Genomic DNA, 16831 nt, shown 5'->3' with positions numbered 1-16831 from the left:
TCCATGAGTGCGCCATGAAATAGGACTTGAGTTTTTTTATGGCTTGATAAATGACAGCCGACATCTTCTCAGGAAATCTTGAATGGCCCCAAACCAGTTTTCTTCCGGTGACGTCATTGCCGACCGCCGGGCGGACTATGCCCGCATGTTGGCGGAGAGCGGTGATTATCCCGCCGCCGCCGAACTCATGGAGCAGGCGCTTGAACTTGCGCCACGGTGGACGGCGGGCTGGTTTCGCTTCGGGGAATATCATGAAAAGGCGGGGGAAACGGACAAAGCCGTGGCGGCTTACGAAAAAGTCGCCGAACTGGATACGGAAGGGCTGTTTGCAGCCGAACTGAAACTCGCGGTTCTCGGCGCCGCGGACACACCGGAGCAGCCGCCGAGCCGTTATGTAGAAGGGCTGTTCGACGATTATGCCGACCGTTTCGAAACGTCGCTCGTCGAGAAACTGGATTACAGCGTACCGCAGAAGCTGGCGGAACTGATCGGCAAGGCGGCGGGAGGCGGCGTCTTCGACACCATTGTCGATATTGGCTGCGGCACCGGCCTTCTCGGCGTTGAAATCCACTCCCTGGCGAAGCGGCTGGAAGGTTTCGACATTTCCCAGAACATGCTCGCCAAGGCGGAGGAAAAAGGACTTTACGACCGTCTCGGCCAGGCCGATCTATCGCTGGAAGCTGACGCCTCGGGACTGTTCGCGCCGGCAATGCCGCACCACCGCGCGGACCTCGTCGCCGCCGCCGACGTGATGATGTATCTCGGCAGTCTCGAAACCGTTATGCCCCTCGTTTCGGCCCTGCTTGCGCCCTCCGGTTTCTTCGCCTTTTCGGTGGAGGACGCAGGGGATGAAGATGGTTTCGTGCTGCGGGAATCGCTGCGTTACGCACATTCGAAAAGCTATGTGACCGGCCTTCTTGAGCGGGCGGGCTATTCTCTTATCGAAATCCGCAAAACCACCATTCGCAAGGATGCCGGAAAACCCCTTTCCGGCATTCTTTTTCTTGCCCGCGCCAAAGCCTGAACATTTCGTTTCTTGCCTTTTTTACGATAGGTCAGTCGTCCTTACGTATCCATCTTGATCGCGTGTTTGTTGCAGTGCAAAATGCGCGGAAACCTGAGGGAAAAAGCGTGAGCAGAACGAGAAGCGTTTACAGCATGTGGAGTTCGGATCCGGCCAAACATGCGCCGGTGGAAGACGTGCAGGGCATCGTTACCGGAGCTATCGTATCGGCGCTCGGTTTTTATCTGCTGAACAAGGTCGGCCTTTTGACCGGTGGCACCGCCGGCGTCGCCTTCCTCATTCACTATGCCTTCGGCATCAGCTTCGGCCTCCTGTTCTTCCTCGTCAATCTGCCCTTCTATTACCTCTCGTTCCGCCGCCTCGGTCTTGCCTTTTCCATCAAGACCTTCATTGCCATCGGTCTTGTTTCGGTGCTGACGGAAGTGGAAGCGCGCTGGATGGTCATTGACAGCATCAACCCGCTCTGGGCGGCGCTGCTCGGTGGCCTGCTCCTCGGTTACGGGTTGCTGGCGCTTTATCGCCATCGCGCCAGCCTCGGCGGCATCGGCATTCTGGCCATCTATATTCAGGACCGCTTCGGCATCCGCGCCGGCCTGATCCAGCTTGCCTTCGATGCATTCGTGATGCTCTGCGCCTTCCTCGTCATCGATCCGGCCACCGTCGTCTATTCGATTGTCGGCGCCTTCGTGCTGAACATGTTTCTCGCCATCAACCACCGCTCGGACAGATACATCGTTGTGCGCTGAATAAAGTACGCTTGAAATCTCTCGCGCTTGGGCGCAATAGCTCGATCAAGGCGGGAAAATCAGGGGAACAGGCATGGGCGATACGACTACGCGAAAGCGCGTGAATATCTGGGCTTCCGCGCCCGATCGCCATTCGCTGCTGGAAGATGCCCAGGGCGTTCTGGCGGGCAGCATGCTGGTCTCGCTCGGCGTGACACTGCTTTCCGCTGCGGGCCTCCTCACCGGGGGTGTGGTGGGTATTGCCTTTCTGGTGCACTATTCGATCGGCTTTAGCTTCGGCGCGGTTTTCTTCCTCGTCAATCTGCCGTTTTATTATCTCGCCTTCCGCCGTCTCGGCCTTGCCTTCACGGTCAAGACCTTTTGCGCCATTGCCATGACGGCGCTGCTTTCGGAATATATGCCGGGCTTCTTCGCTTTCGAAAGCATCAATCCCGTCGCGGCCGCCCTTTTCGGCGGGTTGACGGTCGCGGCAGGCATGCTGGCACTGTTCCGCCATCGCACCAGCCTCGGCGGCTTCGGCATATTGGCGCTTTATCTCCAGGACCGTTTTGGCTGGCGCGCCGGTCTCGTCCAGCTCGCCTTCGATGGCATGGTGCTGGCCTGCTCATTCTTCGTGGCGACACCCTTCGTCATCCTCTGCTCCATCCTCGGCGCGCTGGTCATGAACCTCGCGCTCGCCATCAATCATAGAAACGACCGCTACATCGCCATGTAACGGTCGTCCGGTGCAGGTAAAGCGGATCAGGCTGCTTTTGCTGCCGCTTCGACCGGGTGCTGCGAACGGAAGCCGACGGCGATGCGGTTCCAGGTGTTGATGGCACCGATGGCAACGGTGATCTTCACGATGTCCTCATCGGAGAAATGCGCCTTCAGGGCCTCGAAGGCGTCATCCGGAGCGCCGGTTTCGGCAATCTTCGTTACCGCATCCACCCAGCCGAGCAACGCCCGTTCCTGTTCGGTATATACCGGGGATTCCCGCCAAACGCTCATCAGGTTGATCCATTGTTCGGAAAGACCGTCGTGACGGCTTTCCTTCACATGCATGTCCACACAGAACGCGCAGCCATTGATGATTGATGCGCGCAGCTTGATGAGATGAACGAAGCGGCGCTCGAGGCCGCTGCTCTGGACGTAGGTTTCGAGCGCCATCACGGCTTTGAAGGCTTCGGGGGATGCTTTGGCATAGTTCAAACGGGTTTTCATGGGTCTCTCTCCATTCGTGGTTCAGTTTGAGGGGCATGTGTCATCGTTCCGGGAAGCTGCGAAGCTCTCCGGTATTTCAGATGGTCGGGTCTTTTTAGGTTCTAGCGCGTCGCCGTCCTGCGCTCGTTCAGCTCCAGAAAGGCGCAGCCGCGTGCCGCAATGCCGCCGTCGTCAGTGGCGGCAAGGTCGCCCAGAATGTCGGCAATGCTGGTTTTAGCGAGTTCCGCCCGATAGGCTTTCTCCGCCTTCAGCATCGCGGCGTTGATGCCGCAGGGCTTGGTGAAATAACGTCCCGGCAAGGGGTTCGGCCCGCGCTGGCGAATTTCCGCGCAGCGAAAGGCAGGCTGTGGTCCCTCCACGGCCAGAACAATATCAAGCAGGGTAATCTTGTCGGTTGTCCGGGCCAGACGATAACCGCCCTTCGGCCCCGGTACAGTGGAAACTATTCCGGCACCGGAAAGCAATTGCAGGTGCTTCAAGAGATAACTCGTGGAAACGCCATGGAATTCTGCCAGCGCCGCCGCCGAAAGCACGCCGCCTTCGGAAAGTCCCGCTAACATGCCTACGCTGTGAATGGCCTGTTCAACGCCGTCGCCGAGTTTCATCCGATTTGCTCACGTTTGGTTTGCTTCAGTATCCTGGATATTATTTATCCATGATTATGCATTCCTGTCAAGCAGCTCTGTTCCGCTCTTCTTTTTTCAAGGTTTCTCACTACCTTGGAGGCGTGAAACACGCTGAGTCTCCCATTTCCGGCACGCATGTCGGCACCTTGCCCCCTTCATTCCAGAAATGGTTTGCCGAAAAAGGGTGGTCCCCGCGCGCGCATCAATTGGAACTGATGGCTCGGGCGCGTGGCGGCGAAAACATGCTGCTGATTGCACCGACGGGTGCCGGCAAGACGCTGGGCGGCTTCATGGCGTCGCTCACCGATCTTGCTGAACGCGGCAAGGTGCCGCCGGGCTCCGCCTTTGTCGGCGTGCACACGCTTTACATCTCGCCGCTCAAGGCACTTGCGGTGGATATCGAACGCAATCTCACCAAGCCTGTCACGGAAATGGGCCTGCCGATCTCAATCGAAACCCGCACCGGCGATACGCCGCAGGCAAAACGCCAGCGCCAGAAGGTCAAACCGCCCGATATTCTCCTGACGACGCCGGAACAGGTGTCGCTGCTGCTTGCCAACAAGGAAGCCGAGCGCTTTTTCCGCGACCTGAAATATGTGGTGCTGGATGAGCTGCACTCGCTCGTCACCTCCAAGCGTGGCCATCTGCTGTCGCTCGCGCTCGCGCGGGTGCGCAGGCACGCGCCGCATGTCCGCTTCATTGGCCTTTCCGCCACGGTGGCGGAGCCGATGGATTTGCGCCGTTACCTGGCACCGCAGGGGCAGGGAGAACCGCCCGCAGGTGTTATAACAGTGGAAGGCGGAGCCAAGCCAAACATCGCCATTCTGCAGACGGAGGAGCGTATTCCGTGGTCCGGCCATTCCGCGCGCTACGCCATGAAGGATTTGTATCCTGCTCTGAAGGCGCACCAGACGACGCTCATCTTCGTTAACACCCGCTCGCAGGCGGAACGGATTTTTCAGGAACTCTGGAATGTAAACGACGATAATCTTCCGATCGCCTTGCATCACGGTTCGCTGGATGCCGGACAGCGCCGCCGGGTGGAGGCCGCGATGGCTGAAAACAAATTGCGCGCGGTCGTCGCCACCTCCACGCTCGATCTCGGCATAGACTGGGGCGATGTCGATCTCGTCGTGCATGTCGGCGCGCCAAAGGGGGCGAGCCGCCTTGCCCAACGCATCGGCCGCGCCAATCACCGCATGGATGAGCCGTCAAAGGCAATCCTCGTTCCCGCCAACCGTTTCGAGGTGATGGAGTGCCGGGCCGCACTCGATGCGAACTATATCGGCGCGCAGGATACGCCCCCCATCGCGCAAGGCGCACTGGATGTTCTTGCCCAGCATGTGCTCGGTATGGCCTGCGCCGAACCTTTCGATGCGGATGATCTCTATCGTGAAGTGACCAGCGCTTCACCCTATGCCGATCTACCGCGTTCTACCTTCGACCGCGTCGTGGATTTTACCGCTACCGGTGGATACGCACTGCGCACCTATGAACGTTACGCCCGCATCCGCCAGATGAAGGACGGCCGCTGGCGTGTCTCCAATCCTGCGGTCGCGCAGCAATATCGCCTCAACCTCGGCACCATCGTCGAGGCTGCGGAACTCAATGTCCGCATGGTCAAGCGCAATGCCAAGGGCTCGGTCGGACGCGGCGGCATGTCGCTCGGCAAGGTCGAGGAATATTTCCTCGAGCAGCTGGTGCAGGGCGATACCTTCCTGTTTGCCGGCAAGGTTCTGCGCTTCGAAGGCATCCGGGAGAATGAATGCCTGGTGTCGCAGGCCTTTTCGATGGACCCGAAGATACCCTCCTATGCCGGCGGCAAGTTTCCGCTTTCCACCTACCTTGCGGACCAGGTGCGCTCCATGCTGTCCGATCCCGCCCGCTGGCAGTCGCTGCCGGATCAGGTGCGCGACTGGCTGGCAATCCAGAAGGAAAAATCGATCATTCCCAAGCGCGACGAGCTGCTGGTCGAGACATTTCCCTTCCGCAAACGCTTCTTCATGGTCATGTATCCTTTTGAAGGGCGGCTGGCTCACCAGACCCTCGGCATGCTTCTGACACGGCGGCTGGAACGGGCAGGCGCAAAGCCCATGGGCTTCGTTGCCACCGATTATTCGCTCGCCATCTGGGCCATGGAGGATATTGGCAGGCGGCTGAAATCCCGCCGCCTGTCGTTGGCGGAACTTCTCGACGAGGACATGCTGGGCGACGATCTGGAGGCGTGGCTGGACGAATCCTTCATGCTGAAGCGGACCTTCCGCAACTGTGCCGTCATTTCCGGCCTCATCGAACGCCGCCATCCCGGCAAGGAAAAGACGGGCCGTCAGGTCACGGTCTCCGCCGATCTTATTTATGACGTTCTTCGCAGCCATGAGCCGGATCATATTCTGCTGGAGGCAACCAGACGTGATGCGGCGGCGGGACTTTTGGACATTGGCCGTCTTGGCGATATGCTGAAGCGAATCAAGGGTCACACCACCCATCGTGCACTGGAGCACGTCTCGCCGCTTGCCGTTCCCGTCATGCTGGAAATCGGCCGCGAGACGGTGGCGGGCGAGGCGATGGATCAGGTGCTGGCCGAGGCCGCAGACGAGCTTATCGCCGAAGCCATGTCCTGAGGCATCAAACTGGAATGAAGGAACGACCACAAAAGTGCTGAGCCGACTGACATTGAGCGACAGGTTTTCCAATGGCTTCGAATGCCTTGGCAGCGAAACTGCCATCAACGGCGTCGCCGCCTGGTGTGACCCGTTGGGTGGTCTTTACCTGCCCGATCTGTCGCTGCTGGTTGTCTCGGACCTGCATCTGGAAAAAGGTGCGGCCTTTGCCCGGCGCGGGCGCATGCTGCCGCCTTACGACACGATCGCTACCCTCAAAATCCTGTCTTCCCTTGTCAGCCGTTACGATCCGAAGATCGTCGTCAGCCTCGGCGACAATTTCCACGATCGGGTCGGGTCCGAGCATCTGCCGCTTATGCTGCGCGAACTGATCCGCGAGATGGCCCGTGGCCGTGACTGGATATGGATCAACGGCAATCACGATCCGGATGGCACGGTCGATCTGCCGGGGTCTTCGGTAGATGAGATGTTCTATGGCAATCTCGTTTTCCGCCACGAGCCTAAGGTAGGAGATGCCGCGGGTGAAATCGCAGGCCATCTGCATCCCTCCGCCACTGTTCGCCGTCGCGAAAAAACGGTGCGGCGTCCCTGTTTCGCCACCGATGGTTCCCGCCTGTTGATGCCGGCCTTCGGGGTGATGAGCGGCGGACTGGATTTGCGGCACAAGGCCATGCGCGGTCTCTTTGACCACGCTGCACTCGTCGCGCATCTGATGGGGCGGGACCGCATCTATTCGGTACGGTTTTCAAATCTGCTCGGCTGAGCGCATCGCTCCGCCCGTCTATTGGCGATATACCAGCACCGGTATCTTCGAGTTTTTCAGCACCTTGGCCGTAACGCTGCCGACAAGCATCTCGACGAAGCTTCTGCGCCGGTGTGAAGCCATGGCGATGAGGTCGCAGCCGGTCCTGTTGGCGATTTCGACAATCGCCTCATCCGGCCGTCCCGCCCGCGCCAGCAGGGCTTCGCAATCCAGCCCCATCGATGCGGCGTGCGCCTGCGTATCTCTCAGAAAATGCTCCGCCTCCTCGCAACGGTGGAATTCCTCTTCGGCAATGGCGGCAATGTCCTCGACATCGCTGGCAATCACGTGAAAGGGTTCGGATACCGTCACGACGGTCACCTTTGCGCCTGCCTCTCTGGCGAGAGCGAACCCTTGGTCGATTGCGATCTGCGCCAGCGGCGAGCCATCGGTGGGAATGAGAATGTGCTTGAACATGACATTTCTCCTTTTCATCCCGGTCACAACCGCACTTGCCGCCATAAGCTGAGCACGTGGTTGTAACGTCTTGAATTTTACCGCAAACCATTGAAGGAAGCGAACGCTATCTTTTACGCCGAGGGCGAAAGACGCGCTCTTTTACGGGAATGAAAAACACTCAGTCCTTGCGGAAAATAATACTGGCACTCCAGCCCGTGACGACGGCGAGGAGAACGCACAGCGCGCCATAGGCAAGCGGTGTCTGATGCGCGGCATCCGTGATTGCCTGTTCCATGCCGGTCTTGACGACGCGCAGTTTCAGCTCGCGCTGGGCGATGAAATTGCCGCTCTTGAAGAGATAGGCACGGGCGGTATGCACGCCGTTCGGGACGTTGGCGGGCAGGCGCAGGGTTGCCCAGAACAGGCCGGTGCGTTCAAGCCGCACGCCGGTCGTGTCGTTGCGATAGATGCCGCTTGAAAGCCGCAGGCGCCGATAGGCCTCCTGAAAATCGAAGACATTGTCGGGCACGCCGGAAAACACCGCACTTTTGAGCGACAGATGTTCGACACCCAGCCCCATTGCCCGCAAGGTGCCAGGCGAAGCGACGGCGCTGATATCGCGCGTGCTGGCCATGGAATAGGATTCCGGTAGCGGCGTGAAGGTGATGGCGCTGGTATTGATCCAGATACCGGCCACGCGCTCCTTCTTGCGCACCGTCATGTAGTCGCTAGGGCCTTCGAGGGTGACGACGATATCATATTGGCCGATAGCGAGCAGCAACTGGTCGGTATTGTTTAGAGCTCCGAAAAGCGTGAAATCCGCCCCGCGAAAATCGGAGGTGATCGGAATCTCCGTCGTCGATGCGCCGATTTCGATATTTTCCTGCAAGGACCGCTGCTGTGTGCCGGGAGGCAGAGCAAGCGGCGGTGTCTGCGCCGAAGCGGTAAAGGCAAGGCAGGAACCGATAAGCAGAAAGGCGCAAAGCAGCAGGCGGTGGGTCAATAACCTAACCCTCCGACGGCGACCGAGAACAGGTCTTCGGGGCGAACAACCAGTGCCACGGCAAGGCGAAGGGCGACTGCAAGCACCAGAAGCGCCAAAAGCGCGCGCAGTTGTTCGCCGCGCAGTTTCTGCCCGACGCGCACGCCATATTGCGCGCCGATGACGCCCGCGACCATCAGGATGAAGGCCAGCACAACATCGACGGAATAGTTCGTCGCGGCCTGAACGATGGTCGTATAGGCGGTAACGAAAATGATCTGGAACAGCGAGGTCCCGACAACGACGTTGGTCGGAATACGCAGAAGATAGATCATGGCCGGCACCATGATGAAGCCGCCGCCGACACCCATGATCGAGGTCAGGATGCCAATACCGAAACCCAGCGTGACGACGGGAATGATGCTGAGATAGATCTTCGACTTCTTGAACCGCATTTTCAGCGGCAGGCGGTGAACCCAGTTGTGATGGCCGGGGCGGCGCAGCGTCACCGTCTCATTACGGGCAGCGCGGCGCAGGGCGGAAATGCTCTCCTTCAGCATCAAGGTGCCGACAGTGCCGAGCAGGATGACATAAAGCAGCGAAACGATGAGATCGAGCTGGCCGATGCTGCGCAGGAAGGAGAATATCCACACGCCCACCGTAGCGCCCACAAGACCGCCGACAAGCAGGACGCTCCCAAGCTTCACATCCAGCGTTCCGCGCCGGAAATGCGTGATCGAGCCGGAGACGGAAGAGGCCACCACCTGGTTTGCGCCCGTCGCCACAGCCACTACGGGCGGAATATTGTAAAAAATCAACAATGGGGTGATGAGAAAACCGCCCCCCACGCCGAACATGCCGGAAAGAAAACCGACGGCCGCGCCCATGCCGAGAATGATGAAAATGTTCACCGACAGTTCTGCAATCGGCAGATAGACAGTCACGGCTCGGACCTCGGGCAAATGGTTCCGGGCGGCAGGGCTTGTCCGGGTGTGGGGCCGCGCCGCGATTTACATTTTCTGTCTGAAAAGACCGGGCATGCCCAGCCTTCATCCGTCATGCCCGCGAGGGTCCGACGTGTCAACATTCAACGGTAAATACGTTGATAATTTGGAAAGATAGCGATCAGGCGTGGGAGCAGCGCCACATTCCGGCGCCAAACTGCGGGGAAGCGGCCGGGGAGGCCGCCTCGTCCGTTGCGAAACGGTTATTTGTTGCGGGCGAGCAGCGCTGTCACCAGCTCGTTGGTGATGCGCCCGTCGGGTGTCTGGCCAACGGATTTCTGGAAATCCTTGATGGCGGTAACCGTGTTCTTGCCAAGCTTGCCGTCGGGCTGGCCGGCATCGAAACCGTTCTTGTTCAGGATTGCCTGAATGTTGCGGATAGCCTTTTCCATGTCCACGGAGGCAGTCTTCACGCCGTCCTTGCCAGCCCATTCCTCGGGCGGGTTGACACTGTTGGCGTCTTCCGAAAGCGGCTTGACCTTCCACGCGTCGGCTTTCGCACGTGCGCTCTGAAGCTGCTGCGGGTTCATCGCTCCCGCAACCTCGTCACGCTTCTGGGCAGCGTCCGTGTCGCCGTCCTTGGCTGCAATGGAGAACCACTTGTAGGACTCCTCGATATCCTGCTTCACGCCGCTTCCGCGCGCGTAGAGAATGGCAAGGTTGAACTGGCTGTCGCGGACGCCGAGTTCGGAAGCCTTGATGAACCATTGCGCGGCGGTGGTGAAATCCGGCTGGCCGGCCGCATCGGAGGCGAGCAGGACAGCGAGATTGTGCATGGCGCCTGCATTGCCCTGTTCGGCTGCCAGCGTGTAATAGCGCTTCGCTTCGGAAAGGTTGCGCTCGACGCCATTCGCCTTCTCGTAAAGGTTGGCGAGACGATATTGTGCGGGAGCAAGGCCGCGATCCGCAGCCATCTTGTACCATTTGGCGGCTTCGGCGCGATCGGCGGCAAGGCCGCGACCTTCGGTGTAGCGTGCTGCGATCTCGTACAGCGCCTGCGTGTCGCCCTTCGCTGCGGCTTCCGCCAGCGATGCCGGCTCGATACCGGCGGGAACCGCAATCGCGCCCTGGGCGGCGGCAGCCGTGGTAGCGGCCTGCACCGGTGCCTGCGGCTCACTCTGTGCGACAGTGCCTGATGTCGCCGCATCCACAGCGGGCGCATCGGCAACAGGCGGTTCATTGGCAAGCGGCGCGCCGCCAATGGTACGCGGATCGATGGTGTTTTCCGATGGTGCTGCGTTTTCGATGCTGTCGGCGGATGCTGCCTCTTGCGGATCGATAGCCAGTTCGGACGGAATGGTCACGGCCTTGTCGCCGGTCTCGGGAAGTGCGGAGACCGGGGCATCGCCCATCTTCTCTTCGATGACCGGTGCCGGGGCTTCCGTGCCGCCCATCATCGTCTTGACGAGCGGCATGGCCATCATCGCAAGAAGAATGGCGCCGATGCCGAGCAGCAGCGGGCGACGATAACGTGAAAGCGCCGAAGCGTCGGGCTTGCGATTTTTCTTGCCGGTCTCAAGCTTCTCCGGGGAGGTTTCCATGGCGGCAGCCTGCGCTGCGCGACGGGCGGCGGCGATGAAATCCGTGCGGCCTTCTGCATCCGCCGCCTTGCCGCTGGAAGCGACCTGGCTGGCGCGCACCCGTTCCAGTATTTTCTTGATATCAGGTGCGCCAGAGCCGGGCTCCAGAAGTTCGTTCTCCTGGCCCGCGGGCAGCACGTCGATCGGATCGAGCGAGGGGGCGGGTTCCACCTGCGTGCGGGTGGTGGTTGCCGATACGGGTTCTTCTGCCGATTTGGCGGTCTTCGCCGTGCCGGTTTTGAAACGCTTGGTCAGGCCGGCAAGCAGGCTCTTTTTCTCTGCTTTTGCGGGTTTTGCAGCGGCGGGCGGCACGATTGCCATCGCATCCGCGCCGTTTTCGCCGACATCGCGCGTGTCTTCGAGAATAAGCTGTTCTTCGGTGATGTAGCCCTCTTGCGGGAAGATGGCGGCCGGCATGGCCACGTCTTCGCGGGCGGGCGTAATCATATGCTGCGCGACGTTGCGTGGCGCTGCCTCTTCGCGATAGGCGGGAGCGGGAGCGCGATTATCAAGGCTGTCCAGTCGACCGGCAATCTGCACCAGCGTTTCGTGCAGCGCCTCGAAGGTGCGGTGCGTGCGTTCTTCCGTGTTGCGGCTCAGCGCCTCGAGGCTGCGAAGATCGGTGGCAAGATCGGTCAGCATCGTCATATCGGGGAGGTTTGCGCCGGAGGAGACATTGTTGCGCGTAAAGGCGTCCAGAACGGCCTCGGCCGCCTGTCGAGCCGCTTCGATGATATATTCATCGTTGGACGCCATGTAGTCCTCGATCGCCGACATGCGGGCATCGAGTTCTGGCGACATGCCCGCCGGCTGGTGATGACCCGGCTGGCTGATTAGCGAGGAGAGATGGGCGATCTGATTTTCGAGGCTGAGCAAAGCGCCGCTGTCGGCGGGTGCGGCATGGGCGGTCTCGTCCAGACGGGCCGCGATATCGCCAAGCCGTTCTTCCAGGCGCGAAAAAGTGCCTTCGTTGAAACCAGCAACGGGCTGCGGCTGGCTGTAGCGATAGTCGAGGTCTTCGATGCGCCGGGAAAGCGTGTCGAGCCGTTCCGCCAGGCCGTCATTGACGGTGCCGTGATCCAGCGCGTCGATCTTGCGGGAAATGTCGCTGAGGAACGATGTCAGTTCCGCCTGCTGTGAGGGGCGCTGCGAACGCTCCAGAAGCAGGGAAAGCTGGTCCAGCCGCTCGTGCAGCTGTGCCGCGTCGCGCGCCGTGCTCAATTCGTCGATCTTGGCGGCCAGCGTTTCAAGACGGGCGGTGAGATCCACAGCAGGATCGGGCTTTGCGGCGGCAATACGATTGATATCGCCGAGCTGTTCGGCAAGGCCGTTCAGGCGGGTTTCCAGCCGCTGTGCCAGTGCGTTGTCGGTGGCCTGTGCATTGTTGGAGCGGGCGCCAGTAGCGGCAATGGCGCGGCTGATTTCATCCAGTCGCTGGTCCAGACCGGAAAACTGTTCGGTAAAGGCAGCCTCGTTCGGCTGCATATGCTTGCCGAGCTGCTCCACTGCGCTTGCGATGGTGATCAGCTTTTCCTCAAGCACGCGCACGGCGGGATTGTTGCTCATGCCGCCGAGCTGGGTCTTGATGTCGTCGAGACGATAGGCGAGCGAGACGATTTCGTCCTGCAGCGAGGCCGTGTCGAAGCCGCGCAACGTGTCTTCCACGGTGTTCCAGCGGCTTTCTATCCGATGTACGCTGTCTTCACGCGCAAGCTGGTCGATGGTGAGGCGCAGGTCATCGAATTCATTGCGCAGCCCGTAGGCATCGGGAGAGGCCAGATTGCCGAGCTGGTCGATGCTGCCGGCAAGCCTTGCAATATCGTCGCGCAGGTCGCCGATGAACTGCTGGTCTTCCGCGATCGCGCGAATATTGCGGATTTCGGCTCGCAGCCCTTGCGCTTCGCGCGCCACGCCTTCTGAAATATCGTGCTTCAGCTCATGCCGCAGGTTGACGAGCGCCTGCGCGATCTCCTGCAAGGCCGCGTCGTTTCGCTGCTGCTCCTGATAGGGCGGGATGGAGCGCGCGCGCGGGGCGGGGTTGGCCGTCGCGTTCTGCACGTCGTTCGGCCGGTATTCAGGCGCAAGCGGTCTGGTAATGGTTCGTTCCGGGCGCGCAACGGGCTCCTGCGGGCGCTGGAAGCTTGCCTCAAGCAGGCGCTGGCGCTGGCGGATTTCGTTGACCGGGTCGAGTTGCGGCGGGGTGACGGTGGCGCGTGGCTCGCGCGGCGCGGCATGGGCCTCGTTTTTCGGCTCAGCTATCGAGGCGCGGGGGTCGCGCGGAAATTTCTGGCTCATCAGCCCTTCGATGCGGGCTTCAAGGCCTTCAATGGTGCGATTGAGAGCATCAAGAGACGACCTGTCGCTCGGGCTTTGGTTTTTCGATCGCAATCCGTTCATCTTCTCGCTCGCTTCGCTTCCGTCCGGCGTGCCCGGTGTTTGTTGCAACGGCTACCCGCCTGATAATGCCGTCGCACAACATGCAGCAATTCTAGAGCCGGTATTTGCCCCCATGGAGGAAAATGCTTCGATTGACGAAGCAGTTACCTCGTGTCGGAGAATTCACGAAACGTGGTAAAGAAGTGGTTAACTATGGTTGGAATTTTTTAACTTTTGCGGCGCGTAACGCTTTCGCGTGGGGCTGGCCAAGCATTGCGCGGAAAAAGGGCCATGACATTCGACCGGAATTTATTTGACGTTTACGCGCACGTCAAATATTGTCATCCCATATCGGCCGGATCGGCTCCGGCTTTCACGATGCGGAGGAACATCGGTAATGCCTGTTTACAAGGCCCCAGTTAAAGACACGCTTTTTATTCTGAACGACGTTCTTGGCCTCGAGCGGTATAACAACCTGCCCGGCTTCGAGGATGCAACCCCCGACATGATCGAGGCTATTACCGGCGAGGCGGCGAAACTTGCCGAGGAGCGGCTTTTCCCGCTGAACCTGTCTGGCGATCAACAGGGCTGCAAGCGTGCAGATGATGGTTCAGTTTCCGTTCCTGATGGTTTCAAGGAGGCTTACGACGCCTATTGTGAAGGCGGCTGGATCGGCCTCGCCGTACCGCCGGAATTCGGCGGGCAGGGCCTGCCCTATACGCTGCATGCGGCGATTGGCGAGTATATGTCGTCCGCCAACCTGTCGCTGATGATGTATCCCGGCCTGACGCAGGGCGCCATCGCTGCCGTCCTCGTCCATGGCACGCAGGAGCAGAAAGAAACCTATCTGCCGAAGATGGTCGAGGGAACATGGTCCGGCACCATGAACCTGACGGAACCCCATTGCGGCACCGATCTCGGCCTGCTGCGCACAAAAGCAGTTCCGCAGGGCGACGGCAGCTACAAGATTTCCGGCCAGAAGATCTTCATTTCGGCCGGCGAACATTCCATGACTGACAATATCGTCCATCTGGTGATTGCCCGAATCGAGGGCGCGCCGGAAGGCACCAAGGGTATTTCGCTGTTCATCGTGCCGAAATTCCTCGTGAAGGAGGACGGTTCGCTCGGCGAGCGCAACGGCGTCACCTGCGGCGCGATCGAACACAAGATGGGCATCCACGGCAACGCCACCTGCGTCATGAACTATGACGATGCGACGGGGTATCTCTTGGGTGCGGAGAACAAGGGTCTCTCCGCCATGTTTGTGATGATGAACGAAGCCCGCCTCGGCGTCGGCCTTCAGGGCCTGTCCGTGGGTGAGATCGCCTATCAGAATGCGGTCGAATATGCCCGCGAGCGCATTCAGGGCCGTTCACTTTCCGGGGCGAAATTCCCCGATAAAAAGGCCGATCCGATCATCGTGCACCCGGATATCCGCCGTACGCTGATGACTATCAAGGCCTATAACGAGGCTGGTCGCGCCTTCCTTCTGTGGACCGCGCTGCAATCCGATATCGCCCACCGGTCGACCGATGAGAAAGAGCGTCAGACGGCAGACGACCTGCTCGGTCTCGTCACGCCGATCCTCAAAGGCGTGCTGACGGACAAGGGCTTCGACCATGCCGTCATGGCGCAACAGGTCTTCGGCGGTCACGGCTATATCGAGGAACATGGCATGAGCCAATATGTCCGCGATGCCCGCATCACCATGATCTATGAGGGTGCGAACGGCATTCAGGCGCTCGATCTGGTCGGCCGCAAGCTCGGCATGAATGGCGGCCGTGCCGTCATGGCGCTGTTCAAGGAAATCGGCGATTTCTGCGAGGAAAACCGCGCCGACGAAAAGCTCAGCCTTTACACAAAGGGCCTGAAGAAGGGCTTGAACGACCTGCAGGCCGCAACCATGTGGTTCATGCAGAACGCCATGGCCAAGCCAGACAATGCCGGTGCCGGTTCGACCGATTACATGCACCTCTTCGGTATCGTGGTGCTGGGTTACATGCAGGCCCGCATGGCGAAGGCGGCGAGCGAAGCCCTTGCGGCAGGTAGCACTTCGGACGAGGATTTCCTCAAGACCAAGCTTGTCACGGCGAAGTTTTATATGGAGCGCATCATGCCGGAAACGGCGCTACGCAAGGCCCGCATCGAAACCGGCGCGGACACCATGATGGAACTGGCTGCGGAAGCATTCTGACAGGGCGTGTCACGCGCCGAGGGAGAGAGTTAATGACCGACGTTTACATTTATGACCATGTCCGCACCCCGCGCGGACGCGGCAAGAAGGATGGCAGCCTGCATGAGGTGCCCTCCGTTCGCCTTGCCGCCAAGACGCTGGAAGCCATCCGCGACCGCAACGGGCTCGATACGTCTGCTGTCGACGACATCATCATGGGCTGTGTCGATCCTGTCATGGATGCCGGTGCAGTTATCCCGAAAGCCGCCGCCTTCGAGGCCGGTTATTCCAACAAGGCACCGGGAATGCAGATCTCGCGCTTCTGCGCTTCAGGTCTCGATGCCATCAACTTCGCGGCCGGCAAGGTCAAGGCAGGCTCCGACGATATCGTCATTGCCGGAGGCGTGGAAAGCATGTCGCGCGTCGGCATGGGCATGTCTGGTGGCGCCTGGTACATGGACCCTTCGGTCAACTTCCCCGCCTTCTTCATGCCGCAGGGCGTGTCGGCAGATCTCATCGCCACGAAATACGGTTTCTCCAGGGACGATGTCGATGCCTATGCCGTCGAGAGCCAGAAGCGCGCCGCGCATGCCTGGGAAAAGGGCTATTTCAACAAGTCCGTTATCCCCGTGAAGGACCGCAACGGCCTGACGATCCTCGACCGCGACGAACATATGCGACCCGGTACGGACATGCAGGCGCTGGCTTCCCTCAACCCCTCTTTCCAAATGCCGGGTGAAATGGGCGGCTTCGAAGCCGTCGGCATCATGGCGCACCCGGAAGTGGAGCGTATCAACTACGTGCACCATGCGGGCAATTCGTCCGGTATCGTCGATGGCGCGGCCGCCGTTCTGGTTGGTTCCAAGGCGGGCGGCGAGGCTATGGGCGTGAAACCGCGTGCCCGCATCAGGGCTTTCGCCAATATCGGTTCCGATCCGGCGCTGATGCTGACCGGCCCGGTGGATGTGACCGAGAAGCTTCTGAAAAAGACCGGGATGTCGCTTGCCGATATCGATCTTTTCGAACTGAACGAGGCCTTCGCCGCCGTCGTGCTGCGTTACATGCAGGCCTTCGACATCAGCCACGATAGGATGAACGTCAATGGCGGCGCAATCGCCATGGGCCATCCGCTGGGTGCGACAGGAGCGATGATCCTCGGCACGGTGCTTGACGAGCTGGAGCGGCGCGATCTGAACACCGCGCTCGTCACGCTCTGCATCGGCGCGGGCATGGGCACAGCGACCGTTATCGAGCGGGTTTGAGTTACGGAGGGCTAACCCCAGGCTCCTCACCCT

The 16831-nt window shown here is 60.1% G+C and carries 13 protein-coding genes; 7 read left to right on the top strand and 6 right to left on the bottom strand.

Annotated features, from left to right (window positions below):
• Positions 1-82: 82 nt before the first annotated feature.
• The 3 genes from ACQZ5Y_RS03670 (at position 83) to ACQZ5Y_RS03660 (ending at position 2485) form a co-directional block, all read left to right on the top strand.
• The gene (locus ACQZ5Y_RS03670; RefSeq protein WP_174049169.1) at positions 83-1024 is read left to right on the top strand and encodes a methyltransferase domain-containing protein; all 942 of its coding nucleotides are present in this window, start codon (positions 83-85) and stop codon (positions 1022-1024) included.
• 134 nt (positions 1025-1158) lie between these two features.
• On the top strand, positions 1159-1770 hold the full coding sequence (locus ACQZ5Y_RS03665; RefSeq protein ID WP_003514951.1) for a YitT family protein: 612 nt from the start codon (positions 1159-1161) through the stop codon (positions 1768-1770).
• A gap of 73 nt (positions 1771-1843) precedes the next feature.
• Positions 1844-2485 (top strand): YitT family protein, encoded by a 642-nt coding sequence (locus tag ACQZ5Y_RS03660; RefSeq protein ID WP_003514952.1) that lies wholly within the window; start codon positions 1844-1846, stop codon positions 2483-2485.
• Positions 2486-2511: 26 nt separating this feature from the next.
• Here ACQZ5Y_RS03660 and ACQZ5Y_RS03655 read toward each other — a convergent pair whose 3' ends face one another.
• Together ACQZ5Y_RS03655 and ACQZ5Y_RS03650 are read right to left on the bottom strand one after the other, a co-directional pair.
• Positions 2512-2973, bottom strand: a complete 462-nt coding sequence (locus ACQZ5Y_RS03655; protein ID WP_065658364.1) for a carboxymuconolactone decarboxylase family protein — start codon at positions 2971-2973, stop codon at positions 2512-2514.
• A 101-nt stretch (positions 2974-3074) separates the two neighbouring features.
• The gene (locus ACQZ5Y_RS03650) at positions 3075-3578 is read right to left on the bottom strand and encodes an RrF2 family transcriptional regulator (RefSeq protein ID WP_013635435.1); all 504 of its coding nucleotides are present in this window, start codon (positions 3576-3578) and stop codon (positions 3075-3077) included.
• Between the two features lie 50 nt (positions 3579-3628).
• Here ACQZ5Y_RS03650 and ACQZ5Y_RS03645 point away from each other — a divergent pair, with 50 nt between their 5' ends.
• Together ACQZ5Y_RS03645 and pdeM are read left to right on the top strand one after the other, a co-directional pair.
• Positions 3629-6220: a ligase-associated DNA damage response DEXH box helicase gene (locus ACQZ5Y_RS03645; RefSeq protein WP_236762818.1), complete on the top strand. Its 2592-nt coding sequence runs from the start codon at positions 3629-3631 to the stop codon at positions 6218-6220.
• Between the two features lie 34 nt (positions 6221-6254).
• A complete protein-coding gene (pdeM, locus tag ACQZ5Y_RS03640) occupies positions 6255-6983 on the top strand; it encodes a ligase-associated DNA damage response endonuclease PdeM (protein WP_025592414.1) in 729 nt (242 codons plus the stop codon).
• A gap of 18 nt (positions 6984-7001) precedes the next feature.
• On the opposite strand, the gene ACQZ5Y_RS03635 is transcribed toward pdeM, so the two are convergent.
• The 4 genes from ACQZ5Y_RS03635 to podJ form a co-directional block, all read right to left on the bottom strand.
• A complete protein-coding gene (locus ACQZ5Y_RS03635) occupies positions 7002-7439 on the bottom strand; it encodes a universal stress protein (protein ID WP_003514961.1) in 438 nt (145 codons plus the stop codon).
• Between the two features lie 160 nt (positions 7440-7599).
• Positions 7600-8424, bottom strand: a complete 825-nt coding sequence (locus ACQZ5Y_RS03630; protein ID WP_013635439.1) for a TIGR02186 family protein — start codon at positions 8422-8424, stop codon at positions 7600-7602.
• On the bottom strand, positions 8421-9347 hold the full coding sequence (locus ACQZ5Y_RS03625; RefSeq protein WP_003514964.1) for a sulfite exporter TauE/SafE family protein: 927 nt from the start codon (positions 9345-9347) through the stop codon (positions 8421-8423). Before ACQZ5Y_RS03625 ends, ACQZ5Y_RS03630 begins: the two co-directional genes overlap by 4 nt.
• A 263-nt stretch (positions 9348-9610) precedes the next feature.
• Positions 9611-13384 (bottom strand): cell division protein PodJ, encoded by a 3774-nt coding sequence (gene podJ / locus ACQZ5Y_RS03620; RefSeq protein WP_174049356.1) that lies wholly within the window; start codon positions 13382-13384, stop codon positions 9611-9613.
• Between the two features lie 376 nt (positions 13385-13760).
• Between podJ and ACQZ5Y_RS03615 the strand changes: the two genes are divergently transcribed.
• Together ACQZ5Y_RS03615 and ACQZ5Y_RS03610 are read left to right on the top strand one after the other, a co-directional pair.
• The gene (locus ACQZ5Y_RS03615; RefSeq protein WP_065658363.1) at positions 13761-15557 is read left to right on the top strand and encodes an acyl-CoA dehydrogenase C-terminal domain-containing protein; all 1797 of its coding nucleotides are present in this window, start codon (positions 13761-13763) and stop codon (positions 15555-15557) included.
• A 32-nt stretch (positions 15558-15589) separates the two neighbouring features.
• Positions 15590-16798, top strand: a complete 1209-nt coding sequence (locus ACQZ5Y_RS03610) for an acetyl-CoA C-acetyltransferase (RefSeq protein ID WP_025592421.1) — start codon at positions 15590-15592, stop codon at positions 16796-16798.
• The last annotated feature ends 33 nt before the right edge of the window (positions 16799-16831 follow it).

The sequence above is a fragment of the Agrobacterium sp. A3-95 genome (assembly GCF_053521785.1).
This window is presented reverse-complemented; position numbering and strand designations above follow the sequence as displayed.